This is a genomic window from Stenomitos rutilans (assembly GCF_059505485.1).
In genome coordinates this window covers 44,548-68,250 of the sequence record NZ_JCACKR010000044.1, presented here as the reverse complement: position 1 = coordinate 68,250, position 23,703 = coordinate 44,548, and the positions used below count along the sequence as shown (strand labels likewise).

Here is a 23,703-nt window from a genome sequence, read left to right as displayed (position 1 = left end):
ATCGATCGCGCTCATTTTAGAATACAAACTTTTTGGGACAAGCGGGGCATGTTTGCGGATTCCCAGGTGCAATCGCGGCTTCAGCAGTCTTTTCTCATCTTGGTCGGTTCCGCTCGTGAGTTCTGATACAAAGGCAGCAGTTTCTCTCGCTACGATCTTTCTTTCCGGCTCAGCGGCTGACTTTATCCTGAATCTTTTGGGTTGCCCTGGAAACAAGAGACGAGGAACGCTATTCTATCTGCCAGTAATGCACGCGTTGCCAGCCATGAACCCAAAGTTGCTGAACCAGGTTAGATTTGCTGCTATATTGTCTTCAGCCATGCCCAAGCAGGCATGGAGGTCTGTTTGGGGTGGAAGGCGATCGTCCCTGGTTGCCACATCGCTGGCGATCGGAACAACGGTTACTTTAACCTTGCCTGCAACCGCGCTACAGGTTCAGGTCACGCCAACCAATCCACAACTGGGTGATACGCTATCCGTCACCATTACAGACACGCCCAGCAACAGCGCACCCGTTGTGACTCTGGGCAACCGAACCTACACCTCGTTTCCGTCTGGTGATCACTTTCGAGCGTTGTTGCCCACGACCCCACTCGATAAACCTGGCAAGCTGACGCTACTTGTCAAGAACAGCAGCGAAACCGATCGTCTCGTGCTGCAACTCCGGGGCCGTAAATTTCCCACGCAATCGATCTGGCTACCTCCCGGTAAAGATCAGGACTTGTCAGACTTTGAATTTAATCAGGTCGATGCGTTCAAAAAGCTGGTAACGCCCCAGAAGTTTTGGAATGGCCCCTTTCTCAAGCCAAACGGAGGCCCCATTACTACGATCTACGGAGTTCGCCGCTACTACAACGGCAAATTTGCTAATGATTATTATCATCGTGGGGTGGACTACGCGGGTGCCTATGGCTCCCCTGTGATTGCACCAGCGGCAGGACGCGTCTCACTCATTGGGCAGGAAGCCAAGGGCTTTGTGATTCATGGCAACTGCATTGGGATTGATCACGGGCAGGGGGTTGAAAGCATCTTCTTGCACTTGAGCCGGATTTTAGTGAAAGAAGGCGATATGGTGAAGGCGGGGCAGGTCATTGGAGCCTTAGGCGCGACGGGTGCTGCCACAGGGCCTCACCTCCACTGGGGCCTGTATGTGAACGGTCAGTCAATTGACCCATTGCCTTGGCGCACAAAAGGGTTTGAATAACTTTATAGTTAAAGGCGCGATTAAGCTGATACTGAACGTGCATTCTGGGGCAAGATTATTCAAGGCAACTCGTCATTTAAAGCAACTTGTCGAACAACGGCGCTGCGGAGTTTAGAGCATTATGAGTATTGAAAAGATCGTAGAGCAAGCGCTACAGGATGGCTACTTGACTCCAGCGATGGAAGCAGAAGTGGGTAGAATTTGCGACACCGCTTCAGAATTGTCGATCGAAGAATACATGTCTCTCGATCGCCTGATGGGGGCGTTACTGACAGGAGAGGTGGTTGCGGTTCCACGGAAGCAGTTCATCAACGTGATGGAAGAACTGGTGCTAACAGAGGCCATTGCTCGCGTCGCTGAGATTGAAGCCACCAGCGATCGCACCCTGGATCTGGGTGACATCGCGGCCTATGCGCTGAACCGTCTACCACCCCTCTATGCCACCACTGAGGAAGGCGCAACCTATCAGCGGCAGCGAGCCAAAGAAGAACTCCTAGGCTTGATTGCTCAACAGGTGGGTGAAGCGATCGCCCGCAACCTCGATCGTCCCGAATTCTTCCCAGAACGGCAGGCGCTGGGTAAAAACTCTGGTGATGAAATCCTGACGCAGGTGAGCACTCTACTGCAAGCCTACGCACCCAACTTTGAACCACAGTCAGGCGCACCAATCTAGACGCGGCAAAGCTATCAGCCGTCAGCTTTCAGATTACTCAGTTCAATGATGTTCGCTTGCTGAGCGTCTGTTGATGGCATAGTCCGTCTGCATGCCGAAAGGATACTTGTGTATAGGGGTGTTCAGGGGCGAACCTCTACAGCGGTACCGATCGTAATCTGATCGTACAGCGCGACCACATCACGATTGCGCATGCGGACACAGCCGTGAGATACCGCTTGCCCAATCAGCTCTTCCTGGTTGGTACCGTGGAACCCGATGTGAGCACGCCCCTCATGCAAAAAGCCAATCCAGCGCTTGCCAAGCGGGTTGGCGGGACTGACGGGGATAACTTCACCCGTGATGGGGTGCTGCCATTTCGGATCACGCTGCATTTCCATGACGTAAAACGAGCCGCTCGGCGTTTCCCAACCCGCTTGCCCGATCGCAACCGGGTAATGAGTTACACGCTGCTGATTGCGATAAACGTAGACCTGGCGATCGCTTAAATCAAGGACGAGCTTCGTTTCACGCTTAAGCGTCGTTCCAACTGCCGCTGAATGATCCGTTACGCTGCGATCGTTGCTCTGACTTGTGCGAACTTTAACCACTGGTTTGCTAGCAATGCTTTGAGGATTGGATGCCTGAGCGATCCACTGAATGCCTAACAGCAACAGTGCCGATCCAACACAAAGAAACATAACGCTACGAGCAAGGCGATCGTCTCGAACGGTTGCAGCCATCAGTTACCACTCATCAGCCCTGTCTCTAATCTACTCTGAGAAAGCAAATAAGCCCACTCCTCCTTTGAGGTTAGAATCCACATCCGCTTTACGTCATACGGTAGATTTCAGCTTAGGCCGATTTCTGGTTTTTCGAGGCTTTGATGCGATCGAGCAAAAGTTGTGACACTTCAGTCGCTACAAGCGTCACTAACACCGCATCATCAATCTCGCCCAGAAATGGAATGAAGTCGGGCAAAACATCAAACGGGCTGAGGACGTACATCAGCGTGCCAGCAATGATCCACCAGCGATATTTGGGATTAGCAACAAGTTGGCGGTACCAGTTGTAGAGGGAGCGGAGAGGCAAAGACATGGATTAAATCCTCGCGATTACAATTTCAATCATCGCAAGTTCAACCTGACTATTGACGGTTTGTCGTTATGGATAACCGAAGCATTTTTAGGAGAGAAAGTACGATAGAAGGTGTTCTGTAATCGTTAACGGGCTTTATTTTCGAGTGTTGCAGCGGTCAGCTAGGAATGCTGCTTTTTCCAATTGTTGCTTAAACCTCGTCAGGATTAACCCCCAGCGATCGCAGGCGTGCAGCAAGGCGATCAGCACGCTGTCCTTCTTTGATTGCCAGCTCTTCTGGCGTGAATAAGCGATTGCCTTCCTGATCGAACCAGTAGAGCCATTCGCGGGTGCGTCCGCAGTGAGTGCCCTGATCACGTCCGATCGCAAGCCCAATTTCGGGTAGCCATACGCGATCACCAGGTTGCAGTACGTACTTTCCCTCTACCAGCCGATACACCTCTAGAGGTAAGCGCTTCCGGCGATAGCGGCGACTGGGTACATAGATAACGTAGTACAAAATGCCGAGTTGAGCGTAGTCAGATTTCTTCTGCTCGTATTCGCCCCCGTAGGTTTTGGAGACGACTTCTAGTGCCAGTAGGGGTGTGATGCCATCTTCTTCCCATAGCACATAGCTTAAGCGCCCTTCTTCATCCACAAAGCGATCAACTCCAAGGCTAAGAAAGCCATCGGGTACAATCGGCGGCTGGTTGGGCGCGTAATAAATGCCCATATCGATGCCGAAGAACCAATCGGCGCGATCGCTCCATGCCAGTGCCAAAATCGCTTGCAGCAAATTAGGGATAAGGTTTTGCAGCTCGTTATCCACAGGTGCATCGTCTGAATCGGGTAGCTCTGCCGCAGAGGGCAAACAGCTTAACGGGTCGTACTGTACCATGCTGACTTCACCGGGTCGTGCTAACTGTATCTTAACGGATGCAGGGGGTTCAGCTTTGGGGCGGGTCTGTCGGAGGGCGATCGCTGACACAATAGGTCTAAGCAACGAGATGGCAAGGATCTGGGAATGGCAACTCATTCTGACGCACGCTGGCAATTTTGGATCGATCGGGGTGGTACGTTTACGGATATTGTGGCGCGACGACCAGACGGAAGCTTGACGGTACACAAGCTGCTCTCTGAAAATCCTTCACGCTACCGTGATGCGTCGATGCAGGGGATTCGAGATCTTTTAGGGATTGCGGCGGATGCACCAATTCCATCTGAACAGATCGCCGCGATTAAAATGGGCACGACCGTTGCGACCAATGCGCTGCTAGAACGGAAAGGCGATCGCGTGGTTCTCGTCATCACCAAAGGCTTTCGGGATGCACTGCGGATTGGCTACCAGAATCGTCCCAACATTTTTGCCCGTCACATCGTTCTGCCCGAAATGCTGTATGAGCGCGTGATCGAAGTTGAGGAACGGTACAGCGCTCAGGGTGAGGAGCTGATCCCCATTTCTAGCCGCACAGAAGCGGAACTGCTCGCGGCCCTACAGAACGCCTATGAAAGTGGCATTCGAGCTTGTGCGATCGCCTTCATGCATGGGTACCGCTATTCTGACCATGAGCAGAAAGCTGCCGCGATCGCGCGTGAGATTGGCTTCACCCAGGTTTCCGTTTCCCATGAGGTCAGCCCCCTTATGAAGCTCATTAGTCGAGGCGATACGACTGTTGTGGATGCATATCTCTCGCCTGTTTTGCGACGGTATGTGGATCGAGTGAGTGGGGAATTGGGCGGGAGTGGGGAGCGGGGAGTGAGGAGTGGGGAAGCAGAGGGAGTAGGGGGCGCAGGGGAGGCAGGGGAGCAAGGAGAACTCAAAACTCAAAACTCTCCAGCGAAGCGGCGCAAAGCGCTACTCAAAACTCTCGCTCCTTACCCCTCACCCCTCACCCCTCACCCTTCACCTCAACTCCTCTTCATGCAGTCAAATGGGGGCTTAACGGATGCTCGATCGTTTCAAGGTAAGGACAGCATTCTTTCGGGGCCTGCTGGCGGCATTGTGGGAGCGGTTCAGACAAGTAAACTGGCTGGGCTGGAGAAAATCATTAGTTTCGACATGGGTGGTACGTCTACTGATGTGGCGCATTATGCAGGCGAATACGAGCGGGAATTTGAAACCGAAGTGGCGGGTGTACGGCTACGGGCACCGATGATGGCGATTCATACCGTGGCAGCAGGGGGCGGGTCAATCTTGCACTTTGATGGGTCGCGCTATCGTGTGGGGCCAGAGTCAGCCGGAGCCAATCCGGGGCCTGCGTGTTATCGCAACGGCGGCCCGGTGACGGTGACAGACTGTAATGTCATGCTGGGCAATCTGCAATCAGATTTCTTTCCTAAAGTGTTTGGTATGAATGGCAATCTGCCGCTGGATGTCACGGCCGTACAGCAGAAATTTAGCGATCTAGCCGCAACCATTCAGTCTGTAACTGGTGATGTTCGATCGCCCGCACAAGTAGCTCAAGGCTTTCTGACGATCGCTGTTGAAAAAATGGCAAGCGCAATTAAAAAAATCTCTGTACAGCGCGGCTACGATGTCAGCGAATATACCTTGTGCTGTTTTGGTGGTGCGGGAGGACAACATGCCTGCGCGATCGCAAACACGTTAGGCATGAAGCAGATCTTTTTGCATCCTTTCGCAGGCGTTTTATCTGCTTACGGGATGGGCTTAGCAGATGTCCGTGTCATGCGTGAAAAAACCGTCGAGGCAACCTTAAATCACTTGTTGCTACCAGAGCTTGAACGCAGCCTCGCTGACCTAACAATAGAGGTGAACGCAGAATTGCTGCGACAAAACATTCCAGAGGCTCAAACACAAGTCTTACCCAAGGCTCACTTGCGTTATCAAGGGACAGACACAGCGCTCATCGTTCGCTTTGGTGATCTGGATACGATGATTGCGGCCTTTGAGCAAGCACATCGTCAACGCTACGGTTTCATTGCTCAAAAGAAGGCGTTGGTGGTTGAGGCCGTTTCTGTTGAAGCGATTGGCACAACCAATGCGATCGCAGAACCCATCATCACAGAAACTCGCATAGCTCCCTTAGAACCGATCGCCACCGTCCAGACCTATATAACTGATTCCTGGCAACCAACCCCGGTGTTTCAGCGCGAGGATTTATTTCCGGGCGATCACATTGCTGGCCCAGCACTTGTCATCGAACTCACAGGCACGAACGTCATTGCACCCGGATGGCAGGCGGCGTTGACGGAGCGAAAGCATTTGATTTTGCAGAAGGAATCAGGAATCAGGAGTCAGGAGTCAGAAGCGGGGGAACAGAGGAAGCAAGGGGAGCAGAGGAAGGGTGAAGTCCTAACTCAAGACTCGAAACTCATCATTCAAAACTCTCGACCCACACCCCACACCCTACACCCCACACCCCACACCCCTGATCCCGTCCTGCTCGAAATCTTCAATCACCTGCTCATGGCGATCGCCGAGCAGATGGGTTTCACGCTGCAAAACACGAGCTACTCCGTCAACATCAAAGAACGTCTCGACTTCTCCTGCGCCATTTTCGATCAGCACGGACAACTTGTTGCCAATGCACCCCACATTCCTGTGCATCTCGGTTCCATGAGCGAAAGTGTGCAATCGCTGATCACAACTTGCGGCGACACGTTGAAACCTGGCGACGTTTACGTGCTCAACAATCCCTACAACGGGGGAACGCATTTGCCGGATGTAACGGTGATTACGCCAGTGTTTGAGAAGGATGAAACTAGGGGGATGAGGGATGAAAAAAAAGCTGATTCATCTCTCATCCCTCATCCTTCATCCCTTCCCGATCGCCCCCTCTTCTTCCTCGCCTCTCGCGGTCATCACGCTGATATCGGTGGCATTTCACCCGGTTCGATGCCGCCGAACAGTACATCGATCGCGCAAGAAGGCATTCTCATCGACAACTTCCAGCTAGTAGCTCAAGGGCAATTTCGCGAGCGTGAACTGCTTGAATTGCTGACGACAGGAGATTATCCGGTACGCAACCCGACGCAGAACCTGGCGGATTTGCAGGCACAAATTGCAGCAAACGAGCGGGGTGTGCAGGAGCTTCACAAGATGGTGCAGCACTATGATTTGGAGACCGTACAGGCGTATATGCGGCACATCCAGGACAATGCCGAAGACTCAGTGCGCCGCGTCATTGATGTGTTGACGGATAGCAGCTTTACCTACGCGATGGATGATGGTAGCCAAATTGCAGTGACGGTGACAATCGATCGTCCGACTCGTAGTGCCACGATCGATTTCACAGGCACATCGCCCCAGCAACCCAACAACTTCAACGCTCCGGTAGCTGTGTGTAAAGCGGCAGTTCTTTACGTCTTTCGCAGTTTGGTCGATGACGATATCCCGCTCAATGCAGGCTGTCTCAAGCCGCTCAACATCATCATTCCTGATGGCTGTATGCTCAATCCGCGCTATCCAGCAGCCGTTGTAGCAGGCAATGTGGAAACGTCGCAGGTTGTTACCGATGCGCTGTACGGAGCTTTGAACGTGATGGCAGCGTCGCAGGGCACGATGAACAATTTCACCTTTGGCAACGATCACTATCAGTATTACGAAACGATCTGTGGTGGATCGGGTGCAGGGGCGACATTTGACGGTACAGATGCGGTGCAGACACATATGACGAACTCTCGGCTGACTGATCCAGAGGTATTGGAATGGCGCTTTCCAGTGTTGTTAGAAAACTTTGCAATCCGTTCTGGTAGTGGTGGAGAGGGCTTACATCGAGGTGGAAATGGCGTAGTGCGTCGCATTCGCTTTTGTGAACCCATGACTGCTGCGATTTTGTCTGGACATCGTCTGGTGCAGCCGTTTGGTTTGGAGGGCGCTGCGGCTGGAGCAGTGGGACGCAATTGGGTTGAACGAGCCGATGGCACGATCGAGCCTTTAGACAGCAAAGCCAAAGTCACCATGCAATCTGGCGATGCGTTTGTGATTGAAACCCCTGGCGGCGGTGGGTATGGGTTGCCGTTGTCTAAGGAGCTATAGCGATCGCCCCTCAGACAAGGTTCGGCGGTGCAGCGAATTCAGTATTAACCCTGAGATTAACCAACCTTAATGAGCTGGGATTACGGTTGTAAGGGTATTAGTTTGTCTCCTTTGATGCAGCTTGCTAGTGAAAAACACGGCAACAAAGCTGCCTTTATGAGAGCCATGCAGCCAAACGCGATCGCTCATGTTCTTTGAAGTGAGCGAAACCTAACATTCAGTGCAATGGCATGCTTTCGGCTTTGAGAGTACTGCTTAGCGCTGTCTTTTTTGTGTGCGTCAACCAACGTCAACGCATAGAGGCGCAGGCTAGGATTTTTGCTCTTGCTTGCTGAAGCGGTTGTGTTCATGCTGCGGGAGCAACCGTTCTGGCAAACAGGTGATGCAGTAGTTCGTTTTGCAGTTCATTTTTCCTTCAGTGAGGATTTTATGCCTAATTTTTCGCGCCGACAATTATTGGTTTTCTTTGGGAGCACTGCTGCGGCTACCGCTTTAGAACCAGTTGTGAGTCACAAACTCTTTGGCGGTAGCAATGCCAGCACCGCTGAAGCGGCTTCTCTCACGTTTACGCCCGTGCGTCTACCGCATCCATTGCCGATTTACCAACAGCAGAGTAGCTTTTTAGCCACTGGTTTTGGTCAGGGTAGTGTGCTACCAGCCGCACCAGCCCCTAATCTCGATACCTTTAGCCCTATTGATGACCTGGTTGTGCCGCCAGAGTATGAGCGCTATGTCATCGTGAGCTGGGGCGATCGCGTCTTCCCAAACGAGGAAGATTACTTTGGCTATAACTGTGATTACACAGGCTTTGTGCCTACTGAAGGCCGCAACGATGGCTATCTTTGGGTGAATCACGAATACAATAGTTTCCCTATTTCTCCCTTTGCACCTGAAGCGCCTACCGATGTGGCTACGTTTGCCGCCTCTGGTCCGATCGTGATCGAGGGGTTTCCCACTGAGCGAGGGCGTGCGCTTTCGGGTGAGTTTATGTACAACATGGGTGGGTCGATCGTTCGCCTCGTCCGTGAGGGTCGTAGAGAACGGTTTGCTGTCGTCGAAGATGAGAAAAATCGCCGTCTTCATGGCTTATCGGGTCTGGGCATCAATAGTCAGCGCTCCGATACCTACAACAATGTCACCAGTTGGGGATCGAAAAACTACCAAACAGGCGATCAAAACTATCTCATTGCGACTGGGCCTGCTGCCAGTGACGTGTTTGAAGGCATTAATTCAGATGGATTAGGCAATAAGATTATTGGAACGGCTTACAACTGCTCTGGCGGCACTAGCCCCTGGGGAACTATACTCTCTGCCGAGGAAAACTTTCAAGGATCAACAGGCGCGTTCTTTGTGGGCGTTCAGGAAAATATCAAGCCTGACGGGACTCAAACTGCCTATGCTGCGGGCACGACTGGGGCAGAATTTGGTTTGGTAGGTGAGAAATATGGCTGGATAGTGGAAATTGACCCAGCTAATCCTGAATTCCGTCCCCGTAAACATACGTCACTCGGTCGATATCGCCATGAAAACATTGCCATGCGTGTGCAGGCAGGCAAGAAGCTGGTGGCGTATATGGGTGACGATCGCCGAGGCGGGCACACCTGGAAGTTTGTCAGTAAAGGTACGGTCAAAAATCCTAAGAGCAACAGCAACAGCAAGCTGTTTGAAACCGGCACACTCTATGTTGCGAAGTACAATGCCAATGGCACGGGTAACTGGCTACCGCTGCTGCTCTCGTCGCCCACCAATCCAGTGAAGCCCTCTGACCTGACGGCTGGTGACCCGTTGAAGCTTAGAAGTGGTAGCACCCGATTCCCCAAACGGGCAGGCATTGCGGGTCAGACTAGCGATGGTGGATCAGTGGTCGTAGCGCTTACCCAACTAACCAGTACGACCAACGGTGTCACAACGGTTACAGCCGTGGCTGAAAGCGATGCGTTACCGGGCTACCAGGGTAAAAAGTTAAGTGACTTCTACACCAGCCAGGGTGCTGTTCTGGTCGATGCGTTTCTGGCGGCTAATTTGATTGGTGCGACTCCCACGGCTCGCCCTGAAGACATTGAAATCAACCCCAGGAATCCCAGAGAAGTCTTCATTTCTTATACCGATGGTGCTCCTGGCAGCGATGGCTACCCCGATTCCCGCATCTTTGTGGTGGGTAAGTACGCAGCAGCGGTCAACGACACCCAGCAATCGGGCGGTCTCTACAAGATTATTGAAGATAGCGCTGATGGCACAGGTACAACGTTCCGCTGGGAGCGGTTTGTTCAAGGTGGTGAGGCGGGAGCCGAAGCGGGTGCAGGGTTTGCCTCTGTTGATAACCTGGTCTTCGATAACCGTGCCAACATTTGGGGTGTGACGGACATGTCTACAACCACCCACAATGGGTTTGCGACGGGCGCGGCTGGGACACCAAACCTGATCGACCATACCAAAACAGGTGATGTGTCTGCCTTTACGGGCGTGTTTGGTAACAACTGGTTGTTCTACATTCCCACAACGGGTGACCACGCAGGGCAAGTAGTGCCGTTTGCCTACGGGCCACCACGCTGCGAGATGACAGGCCCCACGTTTGTGGGCGACACGTTGATTATCTCGGTACAACATCCTGGTGAGGACTGCCCCTTTACGCCAAATGTGACCTTGAGCCGCACGATCGAGCTTTTAGCCTTGAGCGGCACCTTGTTTAATCAAACGCGGACTGTCTCACGTGGTAGCAACTGGCCCAGCAACATTCAAGGGCAGGCAGACGGGCCACCAAAGCCCTCGGTCGTTGGCATTCGTCGCAAGCGATCGAACGGTCAGTTTGTTTGAAGCAACGCTGTATTGAAGGAGGCGATCGCATCTCTCTGCACAGCCAACGAGTAGGAAGGGCGTAAGGGGAACCGGTTAAACGTCACGCTGTTTCCCCACTCTCCTTTTTCTATCAAAGTCGTTTCCTCTGCTCAATCTGGTCAAAAAGTCTTGAGCGGTATCCAACCATTCACAGAGGGTTTAAAGTAAGTCAGCACACACTCAATCAGGGCATGGAGGCATGTAACTTTGCAAGTTGCGTGTCAAATCATCGCATTCGCTTAAGTTGGCTTCAGACGTTTAAGTTGGCTTCAGACTTTCATCGTATTGGGACATTATGCAGGCTTCAAACGCGTCACCTTCAGCTTGGCAGCAACTTAAAAATCGCGATATCACCTGCGAAGAAGCCATCCATCTTCTAGTAGATGAGCAGGGCATTGTTAATCTTCCGTTGCTCGATCGCGAGGTCACCTACCGTTTTCTCAAATCATCGACTGATCGCCGATCGCTGCCGCCTGTGATGCCGCTGCTGCTGTGGCGCAACTGCTATTACCTGGGTAGCCCCATTGCGCTCAGTGAAGCGGCGGTCGCCAGCCTGAGAGAGCAGACTGGCACAACCATTCAAATGATTGCGATCGCCGAACAGAGCTACCGTGCCTGGTTCCAAAGCCAAACGTTTGACCAAACTCGCATCAGTGCCGATGCGCTGACCAACCCGCTTACTGGGGAAGTCGAGCAAGAAAATATTGGCATTGTGACAGAACTCCATCTGTCAAAAGCGACGGATCAGATTGGGCGCATCAAAGCGCTGATTTCTGGGGCTTTACGGAACCGTGCCAGTGACATTCATTTAGAACCAACGATCGATGGTTTGCGAGTGCGCTACCGCATTGACGGCATTCTGCGCAACATTACAACCCTACCTTTGGAGGTTAGTCGGCGAGCCGTCGTTGCCCTTAAAGTGATGGCAGATATGGATATTTCCGAGAGCCGTCGCCCGCAAGATGCCCGCATCAGTGAGAAATACGTTTCGGAAACCGAAGCGGAAGTTGGGCTGGATATGCGAGTCAGCACATTGCCGTGCGTGGGCGGCGAGAAGGCTGTCATTCGCCTCCTCCCCCGCCAAAATCCATTCTCCAGCATTAACGAACTGGGATTTTCTGACAAGGCGCTAGCGATTTACAAAGGATGGTTGGCACAGCCGCAGGGGATGGTCATTTTTACTGGCCCAACAGGGTCGGGCAAAACCAGTACGCTGTACACCAGTTTGCAGGCGATCGCCACCGAGCACGTCAACGTCGTCACGGTCGAAGATCCCGTTGAGTACGTGCTGCCGTGTATTACTCAAACTCAGGTGCATGAACCCGCAGGCATGACGTTTGCGGCAGGACTCCGCGCCATTTTGCGGCAAGACCCCGATATCATCATGCTGGGGGAAATTCGCGATCACGAGACGGCTGAAACCGCCGTTCGGGCAGCACTGACGGGGCACCTCGTTCTTACGACGCTGCATACCAACGATGCCACCAGCGCCATTCCCCGCTTAAAAGATATTGGCCCCGACCCAGGGTTGATTAGCGATGCGCTGCTGGGCATTGTGGCTCAACGGTTGGCACGCAAAGTGTGTACACACTGCGCCGAACCCTACACACCCACTGAGAAAGATTTAAACGTGCTTGGACTGGAGTTGAAGCAGGCAAACTCAACCGCATGGCGATGTGGAAAAGGCTGCGGACGCTGCTTTAACTCTGGCTATTTGGGCAGAGAAGCGTTGATCGAAATGCTAAATATTGATACAACCGTGCGGCAAATTATCTATGAAGGCAGCATGACCGACCTGCATAAATACTTGAATGACAGCGGGTTTCAATCCTTTCAACTTGCCGCGATCGAAAAAGTCACGACAGGTAGAACCACAGTGGAGGAAGTACTGCGCGTACTGCCCCACAGTGCCCTCTATCGCAGACGATCGCCGATCGCTTCAAATTCAATCGCCCCCAATCTGATCGCGCCCAAGCCACCAGACCCAAGCCGAAATCCGATCGCTCCTAACAGCTTGAAGGAAAAGAACGCGCTGAACTAAGTTTTATACCAAGGCAAAACTACTCATTAAAAACAATCCAAATCACGATGTTCACTGAAATTGTAGGTTCTACTACCTCGCTTAGGCTGCGATCGTTCTGGCTTCTGAAATTTGCTAGAACTATCCGAATTAGGTTGGTTTGGATTCTTTGAGTTTTGGCTAGACTGTTCAGAGAATTTATCTTCTGGCTCAGACATGGAAGATAAGAATAATTTAGCAACCGAAAAGGAACAAAGCGTTGAACTCGTCATTTAAGATAGGTATAAGTAGTACCCTTGCTTTAACAATAATCGTGACTGTATAGGGATTACTACCCAAACCAGCAGATGAATTCTACACAGCTAGTGAACTATTAGACGAGCTAGAGAGCTACGACCGATGCTATTCAATGCAGTACATTACTTTAAGTCGTGCCGAGACTCTCAAAAGCTTAGATGAGTTGCGCCTCCCAAAAGTAACATGCCTTAAATGGGCAACTTTCCTAATTATGTTTGCACATTACTAGGACTTACGCAAAAGCGATCATCTTTCGCCCCCTAGCCCCCAATGCTGGGGGAACCGAGCCAATTAAAGCCCCCAGCATTGGGGGTTTGGGGGCAAATGCGTAGTCCTAATTACTATTCGCTGTTGACATAGTTTTACACACAGCTACCTAAGTAAAATTTTGAGCGTACAAGAAAAGGGGGCGACTGCGTAAGTTCTATTATTTTCTTACGCCTTGAGCATAAGCAGGTACGACAGGTGCTGGCCGAGCGCTGGCGGTAATGGATTGCCCAGACATAATCACTGCTTTGATTGGCAAGACCGTTGAGCGGAAGCCCTCTTTGGTTGGTTGTAGTGCTAGAAAAGAAACGCTCCACCCTGCTTGCTGTAGTGTCCAGGCCGATACGCCACCTTCTCTCGTTGCAGTAGGGTAGATCATTTGAGGTAGATAAGTTACGGCGATCGCGTCAAAGTCAGCCCCAGATTCGTAAAGCACTCGCCGGATCTCTTGCCAGCAATCGGTAGTCGGTTGCATCCGTGCGCCGTTACTCATCAGCCTAGCGCCCAACAGGCTTGTCAATTTAGCGCAGATTTCTTCAAGACGAGAACAATCGCCCCTCAGCAACATTGCTTCTTCTGGCAAGAGGATGTCGTCTGTTTTGGGCGTCCAAAGTTCAAAGCAGGTATGCGCGTCAATAGGGACGGTCGTTAGCTTGAGGTGAGACGGCAGCCCTAAGGGATTGGGGGCGACCGCAAGTGCAACTGGAATGAAGGAGTCAAGCATGAGCGTACAGTTCCTTCAGTAAACTCAATGGGTTAGTGATATAGCAAGTTGACATAGGTTGCAGGCGGTTTGCAAGTGGCTTTAGCCCCTTACCAGGCAGATTGAGTTGTGCCTTTTGGACTGCGCCTTTTGCACTGTTTGCGCTTGCTTCCGCTGGTAAACCACCACGTACTGACCTTCCTAAGATGGCTCCTGCTAGAGACTCTTTTGTACTGAAACGATAAAAAAAGGGTGAAGCAAGGATGAAATCTGTCTTCACATCGTCCCTTTTCACCGCCTTCATTCGTCTCTAACAAATGAGATTGGTCAGCGCTGCAAGACGCCTTAAGATGGTAGAAGAGTCATCCAGATTACAAAGCCGGGTTGTGCATCGAACAAACACATTGATACCTCAACCCCTCTTTGGTACCTCTTTAAGGATCACTTGAGGCTAGACGGAGACGAACCGTTTGGCATAAGTCTTGACTACTTCAACTTGTTCTTTGAACGCGACGCATGATGAATCAAACTATTGCAGATATCACTGCAATTGATCAAAAGTTATCCAAACGTCATATTGATCTTGATCCCGGTGGATACGTCATCATCTACCTCGATCGGGAGCAAAGGCTGATTTGCGCCAAGCATTTCACCAACGTTATTGACGATCGGGGCCTAGCCTGCGATCCCGCAACTGGCAAACCCATTCCCACACGCGGCAAAATCGAACGACTGCCCGCTCATATTTTCAGTGGCAGAACCGCCAAAGAAATCTGCGTGCAGCTTTTTGAGCAAACAAACCCATGCCCTATCATTATGCTCGACCATGCCTCCTACCTCGGACGCGAGTTTCAACGGGCAGAAGCAGCACTACTGAGTGGGCAAGAGTACGTACAGGACTAAAAAGAGTTAAAAGTTTTGAGTTTTAAGTTCTGAGTTGTATATCTGCATTCAAAACTCGAAACTTAAAACTCAAAACTGATCACTAGCCTTCTCGCGCTTGGAGATACAGGTAAAAATAGTACGTTGCCATCGGTACAACCGTTGCAACCACAAGGAAGCCAATGACCCAAACCGTTGCATTACTTTCTTTCGTTTGCTCTGGCGTTGCAAAGGTACCTTCGACTTGAACGTTATCAGTCAGCGTCGGCGGTCCTGGATCGGGGCGACCGGAGAGTACGGCGCTGAGGCGATCGCCCGCACCCAAGAGCGCTTGATTGTACTTGTTTCCTTCTTTGAGCGGAATCAAGACAGTTTCTTGCGTCACGCTCTCAGCAAGATCATCTGTTAGCTTTGTTTTCACCGCTTCACCCGCACTCAAGGCAACGTTGTTAGTGAGACTATCTAACACCAATAAGGTCTGGTTTGCCTTCGCCTCTGAAGTCGGGAACCAACGATCAAAGAGCTTGTCGGTAAAGGTTTCGATCGTCTCGCCATAATCCAAGCGGTGAATCGTCACAAAGTGAACCTCATTCCCCGTTTGCTTTGCCAGATCCCTCAACGTCGTCGCAATTTTGCCCTCGTTAGAGCGACTCAAAACTTCTGCCTGATCAACAATCCAGGTGCCGACCTTTGGTTTTGGCACTTCACTTACGCCTGTAGCGCTGGCAGGCAAGGCAAAAAGCTGTGTTGCCAAGACGAAAACTGCAAGAGAAACAAGCAAGTGCTGAGTAAAGTGCTTCCAATAGCAGAGTGATTTGAAGAGGCGTTGCATAAGACCGTTCTAAAAAACTTATTACTCCAAAATACTACGCTTATACAAAAGATGGATAGAGGCAAGGGAGGGGAGGCAGCTTCCTCTGCTTCCCCTGCTTCCTCTGCTCCGACTCCCTCTTCACCACTAATGACCGTTCAAGTAATAATCTCTTGTGCCCTTAGCGCTAATGGCTTCACCGAGGCGGGTTAAAGCATGGACGTAGGCAGCGGTGCGTAAGTCGATCGACAAATCACGGGCGATCAACCAGATGGATTCCGATTCCTCGACGATGCGGTATTTGAGTCGTTGGTTGATCTCATCCAACGTCCAGTACAGGCCGCTGCGGTTTTGCACCCACTCAAAGTAGCTCACTGTAACCCCGCCCGCGTTGACGAGAATGTCTGGAAAGACGTAGATGCCTTGATCGCTTAGGATGCGATCGGCGGCAGAGGTAATGGGGCCATTGGCGACTTCATAGATGAGTTTTGCCCGAATCATGTCGGCATTGGCCTCAGTGATTTGATTCTCAAGGGCAGCAGGTACCAGAATATCCACATCCAGAGCAAGCAGCTCAGCATTGGTGAGTACGTCGTCAGCGGCTGTGTGGCAAACAGTACTGTCGCAGTACAGCGCTTTAACCCCTCGGTGAGAGTCCTTGAACTGGCGAATGCTGGGAATGTCCAGCCCATTTTTGGCATAGATGCCACCCTGCGAATCGCTGACCGCAACAACTTTATAGCCTGCTCGAAAGAGCAATTCTGCGAGGATGCCCCCAGCGTTGCCAAAGCCCTGAACGGCTACGGTTGTGGTGCTGGGGTGACGATCGAACTTGGGCAGCGTTGATTCAATGACAAAAAAGGCACCCATTGCCGTTGCGGTTTCGCGGCCCAGGCTGCCGCCCATGCTGACAGGTTTTCCGGTGACAACAGCAGGACAGATCTGGCGCTTGATGATGCTGTATTGATCCATCATCCAGCCCATGATCATGGCGTTGGTATAAACGTCAGGAGCCAGGATGTCTACATCAGGCCCAATGAAATCGGCGATCGCATCAATATACCCCCGGCTCAGACGCTCCAATTCCATACGGGACAATTCTTTTGGATTCACAGTGATGCCGCCTTTTGCCCCCCCAAACGGAAGGCTGAGCGCCGCGCACTTAAAGGTCATCCAAAACGCCAGGGACTGCACTTCATCTAGCGAAACGTGGGGATGATAGCGCACGCCACCTTTACCGGGGCCTCGCGTATCGTCATAGCGCACGCGGTAACCCTGAAAAAGCTTGAGCGAGCCGTTATCCATGCGAACGGGGATCGAAACTGTCAGGCTGGTTTGGGGAAATTTTAGCGTTTCAACGGCATCCTCTGAAATAGACGTATATTTCAGTGCATGTTCCAGTCGTTGATTAGCATCGGCTAAAAGCGAATCAGGTATCATAAAACTCTTCCTTTCAGTAAGTGCACGATCGCTGTGCTCTATTGCAGCCACCGCAACAATAATGGGCGCATCTAAAGACGCTAGCTGTTTCTTCAACGATCCTGCCAATGGTTTTGGCACTATAGAGAATTTCGTTGCTTTTCTATAGAGTTCCCAAACACAAAACGCCGTTGATATAACGATCCCCACTTTGCGGGAAGAAATTTTAGAGATAAAGAATGCCTTGATCTTTTAGGTGGTTGCTGAACATACTTCTTCTGTATAGAAAGTTCATAAAGCCGCGATCGCGTTTCTAAGGGGTGAGTTCTGCGGCGGCTCCCTTCAGCAATTAATGTACTATAAGGTTCAGTAGCGCGTTAACTTTTTTCAGTAAATCAACGGTAGAGAATCCTTTGGTTAAATAGTCATTTGCACCTAAGCGTCGGGCTTCATCAAACCATTCTTCTGATAAACGGGACGAAACAACCAGAATAGGTACCTTAATCCCTGCTTGACGGCAGCGATCGACTAGCGTGAATCCATCCATATTTGGCATTTCGATGTCTGTAATGACGAGATTAGGCTGAGGATTCGTCTGGAGCCAGTGCCATGCTTCTTGACCATCGGCACAGGTATGGGTGAGATAGCCATTACTATGCAGGCTGGCCTCCAACCGTCGCCGCATCAACGCCGCATCATCCACAATAAGGATTGATTGAGTCGGATGGTCAGCGTGCCAGTCATCTGGCTCAGAAGGCGTAATGGAAACCGCTTCTATAGTCGGTGCTGGAGTCGTTAAAAGCTGTTCTGCCACAGCCTGTGCTTCCAGTACAGGAACGAGAGATCCACTTGCCTGTAGGCTGACTCCGATTAACCCATTGGGTACAGCTAGTGGCCGTGGAATGGGGTTAATCATGAGTTCCGCTTGCTCTAGAAGTTCGTCAGCCAGTAACCAAGCACCTTGCTGGGTGCCTGCTAACGCCACGTAAAGACAAACGGTAGTATTCGTTAAGGGACGATCGGGTGCCTGCGGTTGCCAATACCTGAGCAAATCTAGCGCTGGCAACGAACCAGTTTCATGGCGAATGATCCAGGTGTAGGCTTGGCTCGGATCTGCGGGAAGGGGCGCATCTAGGCTATCTAAGAGAGTAATCGTCCTGATGTCATCCTCTGGAATCGCAACGGTCTGCTCACCGACTTGCAGCAACACGCAAGGAACTAATAGTCGCGGCACTGGGAATTGAATTTGAAACGTGGTACCAGTGCCAGGAACCGTACTGAGACTCAATCGCCCACCAAGACGAGCCACCTGAGCGGCAACCACATCCATCCCCACCCCGCGTCCAGAAATTTCACTGACCTGATTTTGGGCGCTAAAACCTGGCTGGCAAATCACAGCTAAAAGCGCTGCTGGCGTTTGGGCACTACACAGCGGCAGGTGTAAGGCTTCGGCTCTCGCTTGAATGGTGCTGGCATCCATCCCACGACCATCATCCTGAATTTCAAACTGAAAGCGATTGCCCTGCCGTTGGAGCGATAGCGTAATGGTTCCTTGCTCTGGCTTCCCTTTAGCGGCCCGCTCAGCAGGGGACTCCAACCCATGATCGTAGGCATTCCGAATGAGGTGAAGCAAGGCGGGTTCCAGGTTACGGGCGATCGTGACATCCAATTCTGTTTTTTCTCCCTGCACGAGCAACTGGGCAGGCTTGTTATAGCGTGTAGTGAGGTCACGCAAAATCGCTCTGGCACGGAAGCTCAAGTTTTGGAAGGCTACCAGGCGGCTATCTTCGATCGTGCTTTGTAGCTTGAGTACGTTGCGATCGACGCTTTGAAGATAGGCCGCGATTTGCTGTGTCGTTTTGCCAGTCTCTGCACCCATTTCAGATAAGCGAAGGCTCGTTTCCAGTAGCCGATTGATGACGGTATAACCCTGGCGATAGCGTTCTGGGGTTGGGCCAGCGGGTGCCTGGGAGCTAAGGCTCAGCTCTTCCAGTAGGGTATAGTCATCCTGAATTTGACGAAGATGCGTAATACATTGTGCGCCTTCTTGGGCAAGCGTCATAATCTGCGCGATCTGGCTTTGTAACGCTTGATAAAAGCCCTGCGTGGTACGCAAGCTTAGCAGCGTTTCAACCAGGTGTTGTGCCGATTGATCAAGCGACTCTAAAGGGACAGGAATTTGCACTTTCTCCAGGGTTTGGATCGCAGGATCGGGCTTTGGCAGTGCGGTTTGGTTGACGATCGAAGGGGGATGTAAAGATTGCGACCCGTCGATCGCGTCTCGTTGTTCATGCAGGGGCGCTTGAGATTCAGCCGAATTCTCGATTGGGCTAGTTTCGACCAACCAATCTAGCTCTGGTTCCTCATTCAAGGGGATCTCTGGCGAAGAGGTTGAGTCGGGCGTTATAATCCCGCGATCGTCGGCTAAGCGGAGTTCATCTGGATGGAAGTTTTCATCTGCAAAAGCTGGTGCGTCTTCAAGAGGGAAGGCATCGTTGAGAAAATCGATGATTTGTGATGTTGAAGTTGCTTCAGTTGGAGCCAGGGCCGCAAAAGATGCACTAGCAAGCCAGTCTTGATCTAACGTATCGCTGCGATCGATTTCACAATTGGGATCAGAGACGACCTCAAGTGTTGGCTCTACTAAACGGTTCTGCTCCGGGTCTAAATCACTGCTTACCTGGCCCGTGACACCGTCTATAAAGGGATCGACGAGATCATCAACATGTTCGGTCTGCGAGATAGCTTCACCAGAATGCAACGCATCGAGAAACGTGCCAACGTCAGCAATGATATCTGTCTGTTCAAAATAAGCCAGCAAAGCATCAGGTTCATGAGCGTTTAACTCATGCACATCTGAGTCATGAATGCCCAATGGTGCAAAGGCTTCCATACTCAGATCGGTTAAGGGTTCGGTCATCCAGGCATTGCTTTCGTCCACCTCTGACTCGGCAGGCAGAGAATGATTCAACAGAGAACTGTCAGGCTGAAAACTCGCAGACTGAAAACTGTCAAAGGCAAAAGGTACAGGCTGTCCGCTTTGCTTTGCACACCGCTTCAGTGCCTGGAAAAACAGTGACCATTGCGATCGCCAAACGGCATTATCTCGATGCTCCAACAAGAGCTGCGCTTTTTGAAGAAGCTCTGCCCAACCGGATGCCAGGTGCAACTCTTGACCAATTTCGGCGAGTTGCTTCAAACTCTGCTGAGCCGTGTGAACCGTGCTGGCAGAGACCATTCCCGTTTTGGGCAGACGCTCTAGCGCTATATCGAGTTCCAGCACAACGAGATCCAAGCCTTCTTCTGCAAACGCCTGATGAAGTTGGCTGGCTTCATTCCATTGGGGCAGGTAGCGCTCCCGAATCTCTTGATGAATCATCTGGATACGGTTGAGAATCGGTTCCTGCCCTTCAACTTGCTGACGGGGTTCCAGAGCACCAGTCAGCAACTCACCTGCTTCGATTAAAACCTGGCTGAGATGGTCACCTGCCAAGTTGGGAGCCACTTCCAGGTAGCGTAAATCCGCCAGCACATCCTCCACTGCCGTTGCAATGTGCAAGACGGCATCTGCCCCGATCGTCACCGCGCCCCCTTTAATGGTGTGCACACACCGATAGAGTTCCTGGATGTCTGAGCGCCACGACTGAGCCTGAAGAGACTGAGCAATCTGGCTATATTTCTGCAAGTAGTGTTGCGTATCAACAGCAAACAGACCGCGAAGCTCTTGCTGCAATTGTTCGTCAGCGATCGCGTCAAAGCGTTGGGAAGAATCAATCTCTGGCATCGACATAAGGCACCATTAAAAAAAGATTCAGAGAGCGTCAGCAGTCAGTAGTGCAAAGAACTAAAGAAAAGCGATTTTGCTTGAAGTGATGCACGTTATGGAGCGGCAAACTGCTGCATTGAGTGAAGCGTTTAACTGTCAACCAGATGTTTGGTAGAGACTATACGGCGTTGGGTGTTACAGAAATAGCTGCACCATTTTGAGCCGAGGGATCAGCAGGTGTAAGCATCCGCAGCGACTCAGGCGGTGGTGAGGCTAACTGGTCTGGACGCAATTGAAAAAATTCCACACTGTGGAGTAACGACTGCGCTAACTGCTCCATTTGCTCTGCCTGTTCTTTAGTGACATCGGCTCGCTGCAACGTTTCAGCAGAACTATTGGCAATATCACGCACCGATTGCAACGTGGTTTGAGCGGCATCCGCGATCGTTTGGCTGGATTGCGTTACTTGCTGACCCATTTGCGCCACACGTTCACTCACTACTCGGATGGTATTGAACGCCTGCTGCGATTGTTCTACACCAACAGTAAAATGGTTCACCTGTTGACTAATACCTTGCACATCATAATTAAGCCCAGACACAACGGTTTGAATTTGCTCCGTCCGTTGCTGGAGCGCAATCAAGCTCTGATTTGTTTGAGCGGCGAGTTGATTCACCTGCACGGCGATCGTCTCAAATTCATGAGTGATGACTGCCATCTGTTCGGGATCTTGCTGCACGGTCGCCCGGTTGGACAACATCGATGCATTGACCGCAAGAATACGGGTCATCGCGGCAATGCGTTTCTGATCTTTCACAAACTGTGTTGCCAACTCCACATAGTTAGTCAGCGTTTGAGTTCGTTTGACGATTTGCTCCGTCTCTTGCTGTAAGCCTTGAATACCCTGGGTCATCGCTGTAATTTCGTATTGCCCGTCGGCAATGGCAGCTTGAGTGAGTTGAACAGCATCTCCGGTGTCGATCGCTTGCAAGGCAGCCTCTTGAGCCTGGTTGTTCACCTCTTCCATCAACGTTTGCACCTGAGCGACTGATTGAAATTGCTGTTGCACGTTAGCGGCTACCGATACAGCCAACCGTTCTAAGTATGTTGTTCCATGTGTCACTCGTTCAGCAGCATCCAGCACCTCCGCCATCACCTGCCCTAATCGCATAATGAGACGGTTCAAGGTATCGCCCACCAATCCTGTTACCCGTGGGCTAACTTCAGCTTCGATGGTCAAATCACCGTCTTCCACCGCAGAAACGACATCGAGTAGGTGCCCAACCTCCTGCTGTAGCGCCTGACTTTCCTCATGCAGCATTGCAGTTCGTTCTGCCACCCGTTGCTCTAGCTCTTTGTTAACCGTTTCCAATTCAGTAAACGACTCGCGCAACTGGATCGCCATTTGATTGAACGATCGTGACAGCACGCGCAACTCACCAAAACCCTCTACCGCTACGCTTTGATCAAGATCGCCGCTAGCGATCGCTTGCGAAGCCTGACTTAAGCGCACCAGGGGGTTTGTCAATCGACGAGAGGCCATGAGACCCAGAAGCGTAGAAAGCACTAATGCAACACCACACAGCGCGATCGTGTTACGCGTGTTGGCATTGATCTGCGCCATAAAGTCGGATTCCGCGGTCACAACTACAATCCGCCAGTTCAAACCCCATTGATCTTTCCAGGGCGTTACCTGCACAAAATACCGTTCTCCGTTGAAATTAAAACTGGTAAGTTGGCTATTTCTAATATTTCCGGGGGTGCCAAACGAGGTGCTTAGATATTGAGCGGTAGCACTGACGAGTGGATCAGTGCTTTTTTCGGCGGGTACTCGTTCTGGTTTACCCTGTACGACTTTGTACGCTGGCTCTTTGCCTGAATTTGCCACGATGAGACCGTTTTGCTCAACAATGAACACTTTGGCAGACGGACTCACATTCAACGTGTTGAGAAAACTGCTGATTTGCGTGAGGATTAAGTCAATCCCAATCACACCAACAAATTTTCCGCCAGTGGCATAAACCGGAAAACTGGATGAGATCGACATAATTTCGGGTTTGTCTTCCCACTGATAAATCTGGGTCCACAGTGGATGCCCAACCCTTGCTGCATCGGCATACCAGGCTTCTTCTCGCGGATCATAGGTTTTCACGGAGTCTAACTTAGTGCGATCGCCCTTTTGATCGGTTTGGTAAACATGAAGCTTGCCCTCAGTTGAGGATTGAGAAACTTCATTAATCAGCAAATTGCCATTATCTAACCGCTCAACGCCAATAAATTCACCGTCTTTATTGGCAAAGTTGCTGTAACCGATATTGAAGACTTTCATTTGTCTCCAGAAGTATTTCCCTAGCTTGTTGAAGTCTTGCAAATTCACCATGCCCAACTCAACCGCGTCTATGTTGATCTGGTTGACTTGATGCGGCACACTTAAATACGAATCAAGGTGAACCGAAACGCGCTTGCTAGCTTCGGTTTGCAACCGTCCAGCTAGTTCGCTAACCGCCTGTTGTCCATTGCGAATTGATAGCCAGCCAGTGAGGCCAACTGCGCTGACGATCGGCACAACAAAGGCAGCTACAATCAGAACGCGAATGCTGGTGGTGTCTCGCAGACCTAAAACTGGAGCTTTAGAAGGCGTCGGCACGATCGCTGGCACGTGTATTGATGTTGATAGGAGAGACGTTGCAGATGATTGGGAACCAGCCGTTGATTCTGATTGAAGGGTCGTCATAGGAAAGTTCTGAGGTAAGTGACACGGGTTTGTATCA

Annotated in this window: 14 protein-coding genes; 6 read left to right on the top strand and 8 right to left on the bottom strand. The window is 51.3% G+C overall.

The window, feature by feature from the left end; translation table 11 throughout:
• Window positions 1-247: 247 nt before the first annotated feature.
• Together AC5JLP_RS07515 and AC5JLP_RS07510 are read left to right on the top strand one after the other, a co-directional pair.
• A complete protein-coding gene (locus AC5JLP_RS07515) occupies window positions 248-1,204 on the top strand; it encodes a M23 family metallopeptidase (protein WP_496067305.1) in 957 nt (318 codons plus the stop codon).
• Window positions 1,205-1,325: 121 nt separating this feature from the next.
• On the top strand, window positions 1,326-1,877 hold the full coding sequence (locus AC5JLP_RS07510; protein ID WP_496067304.1) for a late competence development ComFB family protein: 552 nt from the start codon (window positions 1,326-1,328) through the stop codon (window positions 1,875-1,877).
• A gap of 122 nt (window positions 1,878-1,999) precedes the next feature.
• Here the strand turns inward: AC5JLP_RS07510 and AC5JLP_RS07505 are convergent, their stop codons facing one another.
• From AC5JLP_RS07505 to AC5JLP_RS07495, 3 genes are all read right to left on the bottom strand, one after another.
• Complete coding sequence (locus AC5JLP_RS07505; RefSeq protein WP_496067303.1) at window positions 2,000-2,599, bottom strand: L,D-transpeptidase; 600 nt, start codon at window positions 2,597-2,599, stop codon at window positions 2,000-2,002.
• A gap of 112 nt (window positions 2,600-2,711) precedes the next feature.
• Window positions 2,712-2,954: a YkvA family protein gene (locus tag AC5JLP_RS07500; protein WP_496067302.1), complete on the bottom strand. Its 243-nt coding sequence runs from the start codon at window positions 2,952-2,954 to the stop codon at window positions 2,712-2,714.
• A gap of 190 nt (window positions 2,955-3,144) precedes the next feature.
• Window positions 3,145-3,969, bottom strand: coding sequence for a Uma2 family endonuclease (locus AC5JLP_RS07495; protein WP_496067301.1), 825 nt, complete (start codon window positions 3,967-3,969; stop codon window positions 3,145-3,147).
• Between AC5JLP_RS07495 and AC5JLP_RS07490 the strand changes: the two genes are divergently transcribed.
• The 3 genes from AC5JLP_RS07490 (at window position 3,958) to AC5JLP_RS07480 (ending at window position 12,808) form a co-directional block, all read left to right on the top strand.
• Complete coding sequence (locus AC5JLP_RS07490; RefSeq protein WP_496067300.1) at window positions 3,958-7,932, top strand: hydantoinase B/oxoprolinase family protein; 3,975 nt, start codon at window positions 3,958-3,960, stop codon at window positions 7,930-7,932. The genes AC5JLP_RS07495 and AC5JLP_RS07490 overlap by 12 nt on opposite strands.
• Window positions 7,933-8,361: 429 nt before the next feature.
• The gene (locus AC5JLP_RS07485) at window positions 8,362-10,746 is read left to right on the top strand and encodes a PhoX family protein (RefSeq protein ID WP_496067299.1); all 2,385 of its coding nucleotides are present in this window, start codon (window positions 8,362-8,364) and stop codon (window positions 10,744-10,746) included.
• A gap of 316 nt (window positions 10,747-11,062) precedes the next feature.
• Window positions 11,063-12,808, top strand: coding sequence for a GspE/PulE family protein (locus AC5JLP_RS07480; protein ID WP_496067298.1), 1,746 nt, complete (start codon window positions 11,063-11,065; stop codon window positions 12,806-12,808).
• Window positions 12,809-13,511: 703 nt separating this feature from the next.
• On the opposite strand, the gene AC5JLP_RS07475 is transcribed toward AC5JLP_RS07480, so the two are convergent.
• Window positions 13,512-14,075, bottom strand: coding sequence for a hypothetical protein (locus AC5JLP_RS07475; RefSeq protein ID WP_496067297.1), 564 nt, complete (start codon window positions 14,073-14,075; stop codon window positions 13,512-13,514).
• A gap of 495 nt (window positions 14,076-14,570) precedes the next feature.
• Here AC5JLP_RS07475 and AC5JLP_RS07470 point away from each other — a divergent pair, with 495 nt between their 5' ends.
• Complete coding sequence (locus AC5JLP_RS07470; protein ID WP_496067296.1) at window positions 14,571-14,957, top strand: DUF4346 domain-containing protein; 387 nt, start codon at window positions 14,571-14,573, stop codon at window positions 14,955-14,957.
• 82 nt (window positions 14,958-15,039) lie between these two features.
• Here the strand turns inward: AC5JLP_RS07470 and psb32 are convergent, their stop codons facing one another.
• The 4 genes from psb32 to AC5JLP_RS07450 all read right to left on the bottom strand — a co-directional run bounded on the left by psb32 (window position 15,040) and on the right by AC5JLP_RS07450 (window position 23,666).
• Window positions 15,040-15,690: a photosystem II repair protein Psb32 gene (gene psb32 / locus AC5JLP_RS07465; protein ID WP_496067295.1), complete on the bottom strand. Its 651-nt coding sequence runs from the start codon at window positions 15,688-15,690 to the stop codon at window positions 15,040-15,042.
• Between the two features lie 204 nt (window positions 15,691-15,894).
• Entirely contained in the window at window positions 15,895-17,187 is a 1,293-nt protein-coding gene (locus AC5JLP_RS07460; RefSeq protein ID WP_496067294.1) for a Glu/Leu/Phe/Val family dehydrogenase, read from the bottom strand.
• Between the two features lie 328 nt (window positions 17,188-17,515).
• Entirely contained in the window at window positions 17,516-20,956 is a 3,441-nt protein-coding gene (locus AC5JLP_RS07455) for a response regulator (RefSeq protein WP_496067293.1), read from the bottom strand.
• Between the two features lie 154 nt (window positions 20,957-21,110).
• Entirely contained in the window at window positions 21,111-23,666 is a 2,556-nt protein-coding gene (locus tag AC5JLP_RS07450; protein ID WP_496067292.1) for a methyl-accepting chemotaxis protein, read from the bottom strand.
• Window positions 23,667-23,703: the final 37 nt, after the last annotated feature.

What these genes read in the sequence shown, in the direction of transcription:
- AC5JLP_RS07515 (WP_496067305.1), top strand. Translation starts at nt 248, where the DNA reads ATGCACGCGTTGCCAGCCATGAACCCAAAGTTGCTGAACCAGGTTAGA.
- AC5JLP_RS07510 (WP_496067304.1), top strand. Translation starts at nt 1,326, where the DNA reads ATGAGTATTGAAAAGATCGTAGAGCAAGCGCTACAGGATGGCTACTTG.
- AC5JLP_RS07505 (WP_496067303.1), bottom strand. Translation starts at nt 2,599, where the DNA reads ATGGCTGCAACCGTTCGAGACGATCGCCTTGCTCGTAGCGTTATGTTT.
- AC5JLP_RS07500 (WP_496067302.1), bottom strand. Translation starts at nt 2,954, where the DNA reads ATGTCTTTGCCTCTCCGCTCCCTCTACAACTGGTACCGCCAACTTGTT.
- AC5JLP_RS07490 (WP_496067300.1), top strand. Translation starts at nt 3,958, where the DNA reads ATGGCAACTCATTCTGACGCACGCTGGCAATTTTGGATCGATCGGGGT.
- AC5JLP_RS07495 (WP_496067301.1), bottom strand. Translation starts at nt 3,969, where the DNA reads ATGAGTTGCCATTCCCAGATCCTTGCCATCTCGTTGCTTAGACCTATT.
- AC5JLP_RS07485 (WP_496067299.1), top strand. Translation starts at nt 8,362, where the DNA reads ATGCCTAATTTTTCGCGCCGACAATTATTGGTTTTCTTTGGGAGCACT.
- AC5JLP_RS07480 (WP_496067298.1), top strand. Translation starts at nt 11,063, where the DNA reads ATGCAGGCTTCAAACGCGTCACCTTCAGCTTGGCAGCAACTTAAAAAT.
- AC5JLP_RS07475 (WP_496067297.1), bottom strand. Translation starts at nt 14,075, where the DNA reads ATGCTTGACTCCTTCATTCCAGTTGCACTTGCGGTCGCCCCCAATCCC.
- AC5JLP_RS07470 (WP_496067296.1), top strand. Translation starts at nt 14,571, where the DNA reads ATGATGAATCAAACTATTGCAGATATCACTGCAATTGATCAAAAGTTA.
- AC5JLP_RS07460 (WP_496067294.1), bottom strand. Translation starts at nt 17,187, where the DNA reads ATGATACCTGATTCGCTTTTAGCCGATGCTAATCAACGACTGGAACAT.
- AC5JLP_RS07455 (WP_496067293.1), bottom strand. Translation starts at nt 20,956, where the DNA reads ATGTCGATGCCAGAGATTGATTCTTCCCAACGCTTTGACGCGATCGCT.
- AC5JLP_RS07450 (WP_496067292.1), bottom strand. Translation starts at nt 23,666, where the DNA reads ATGACGACCCTTCAATCAGAATCAACGGCTGGTTCCCAATCATCTGCA.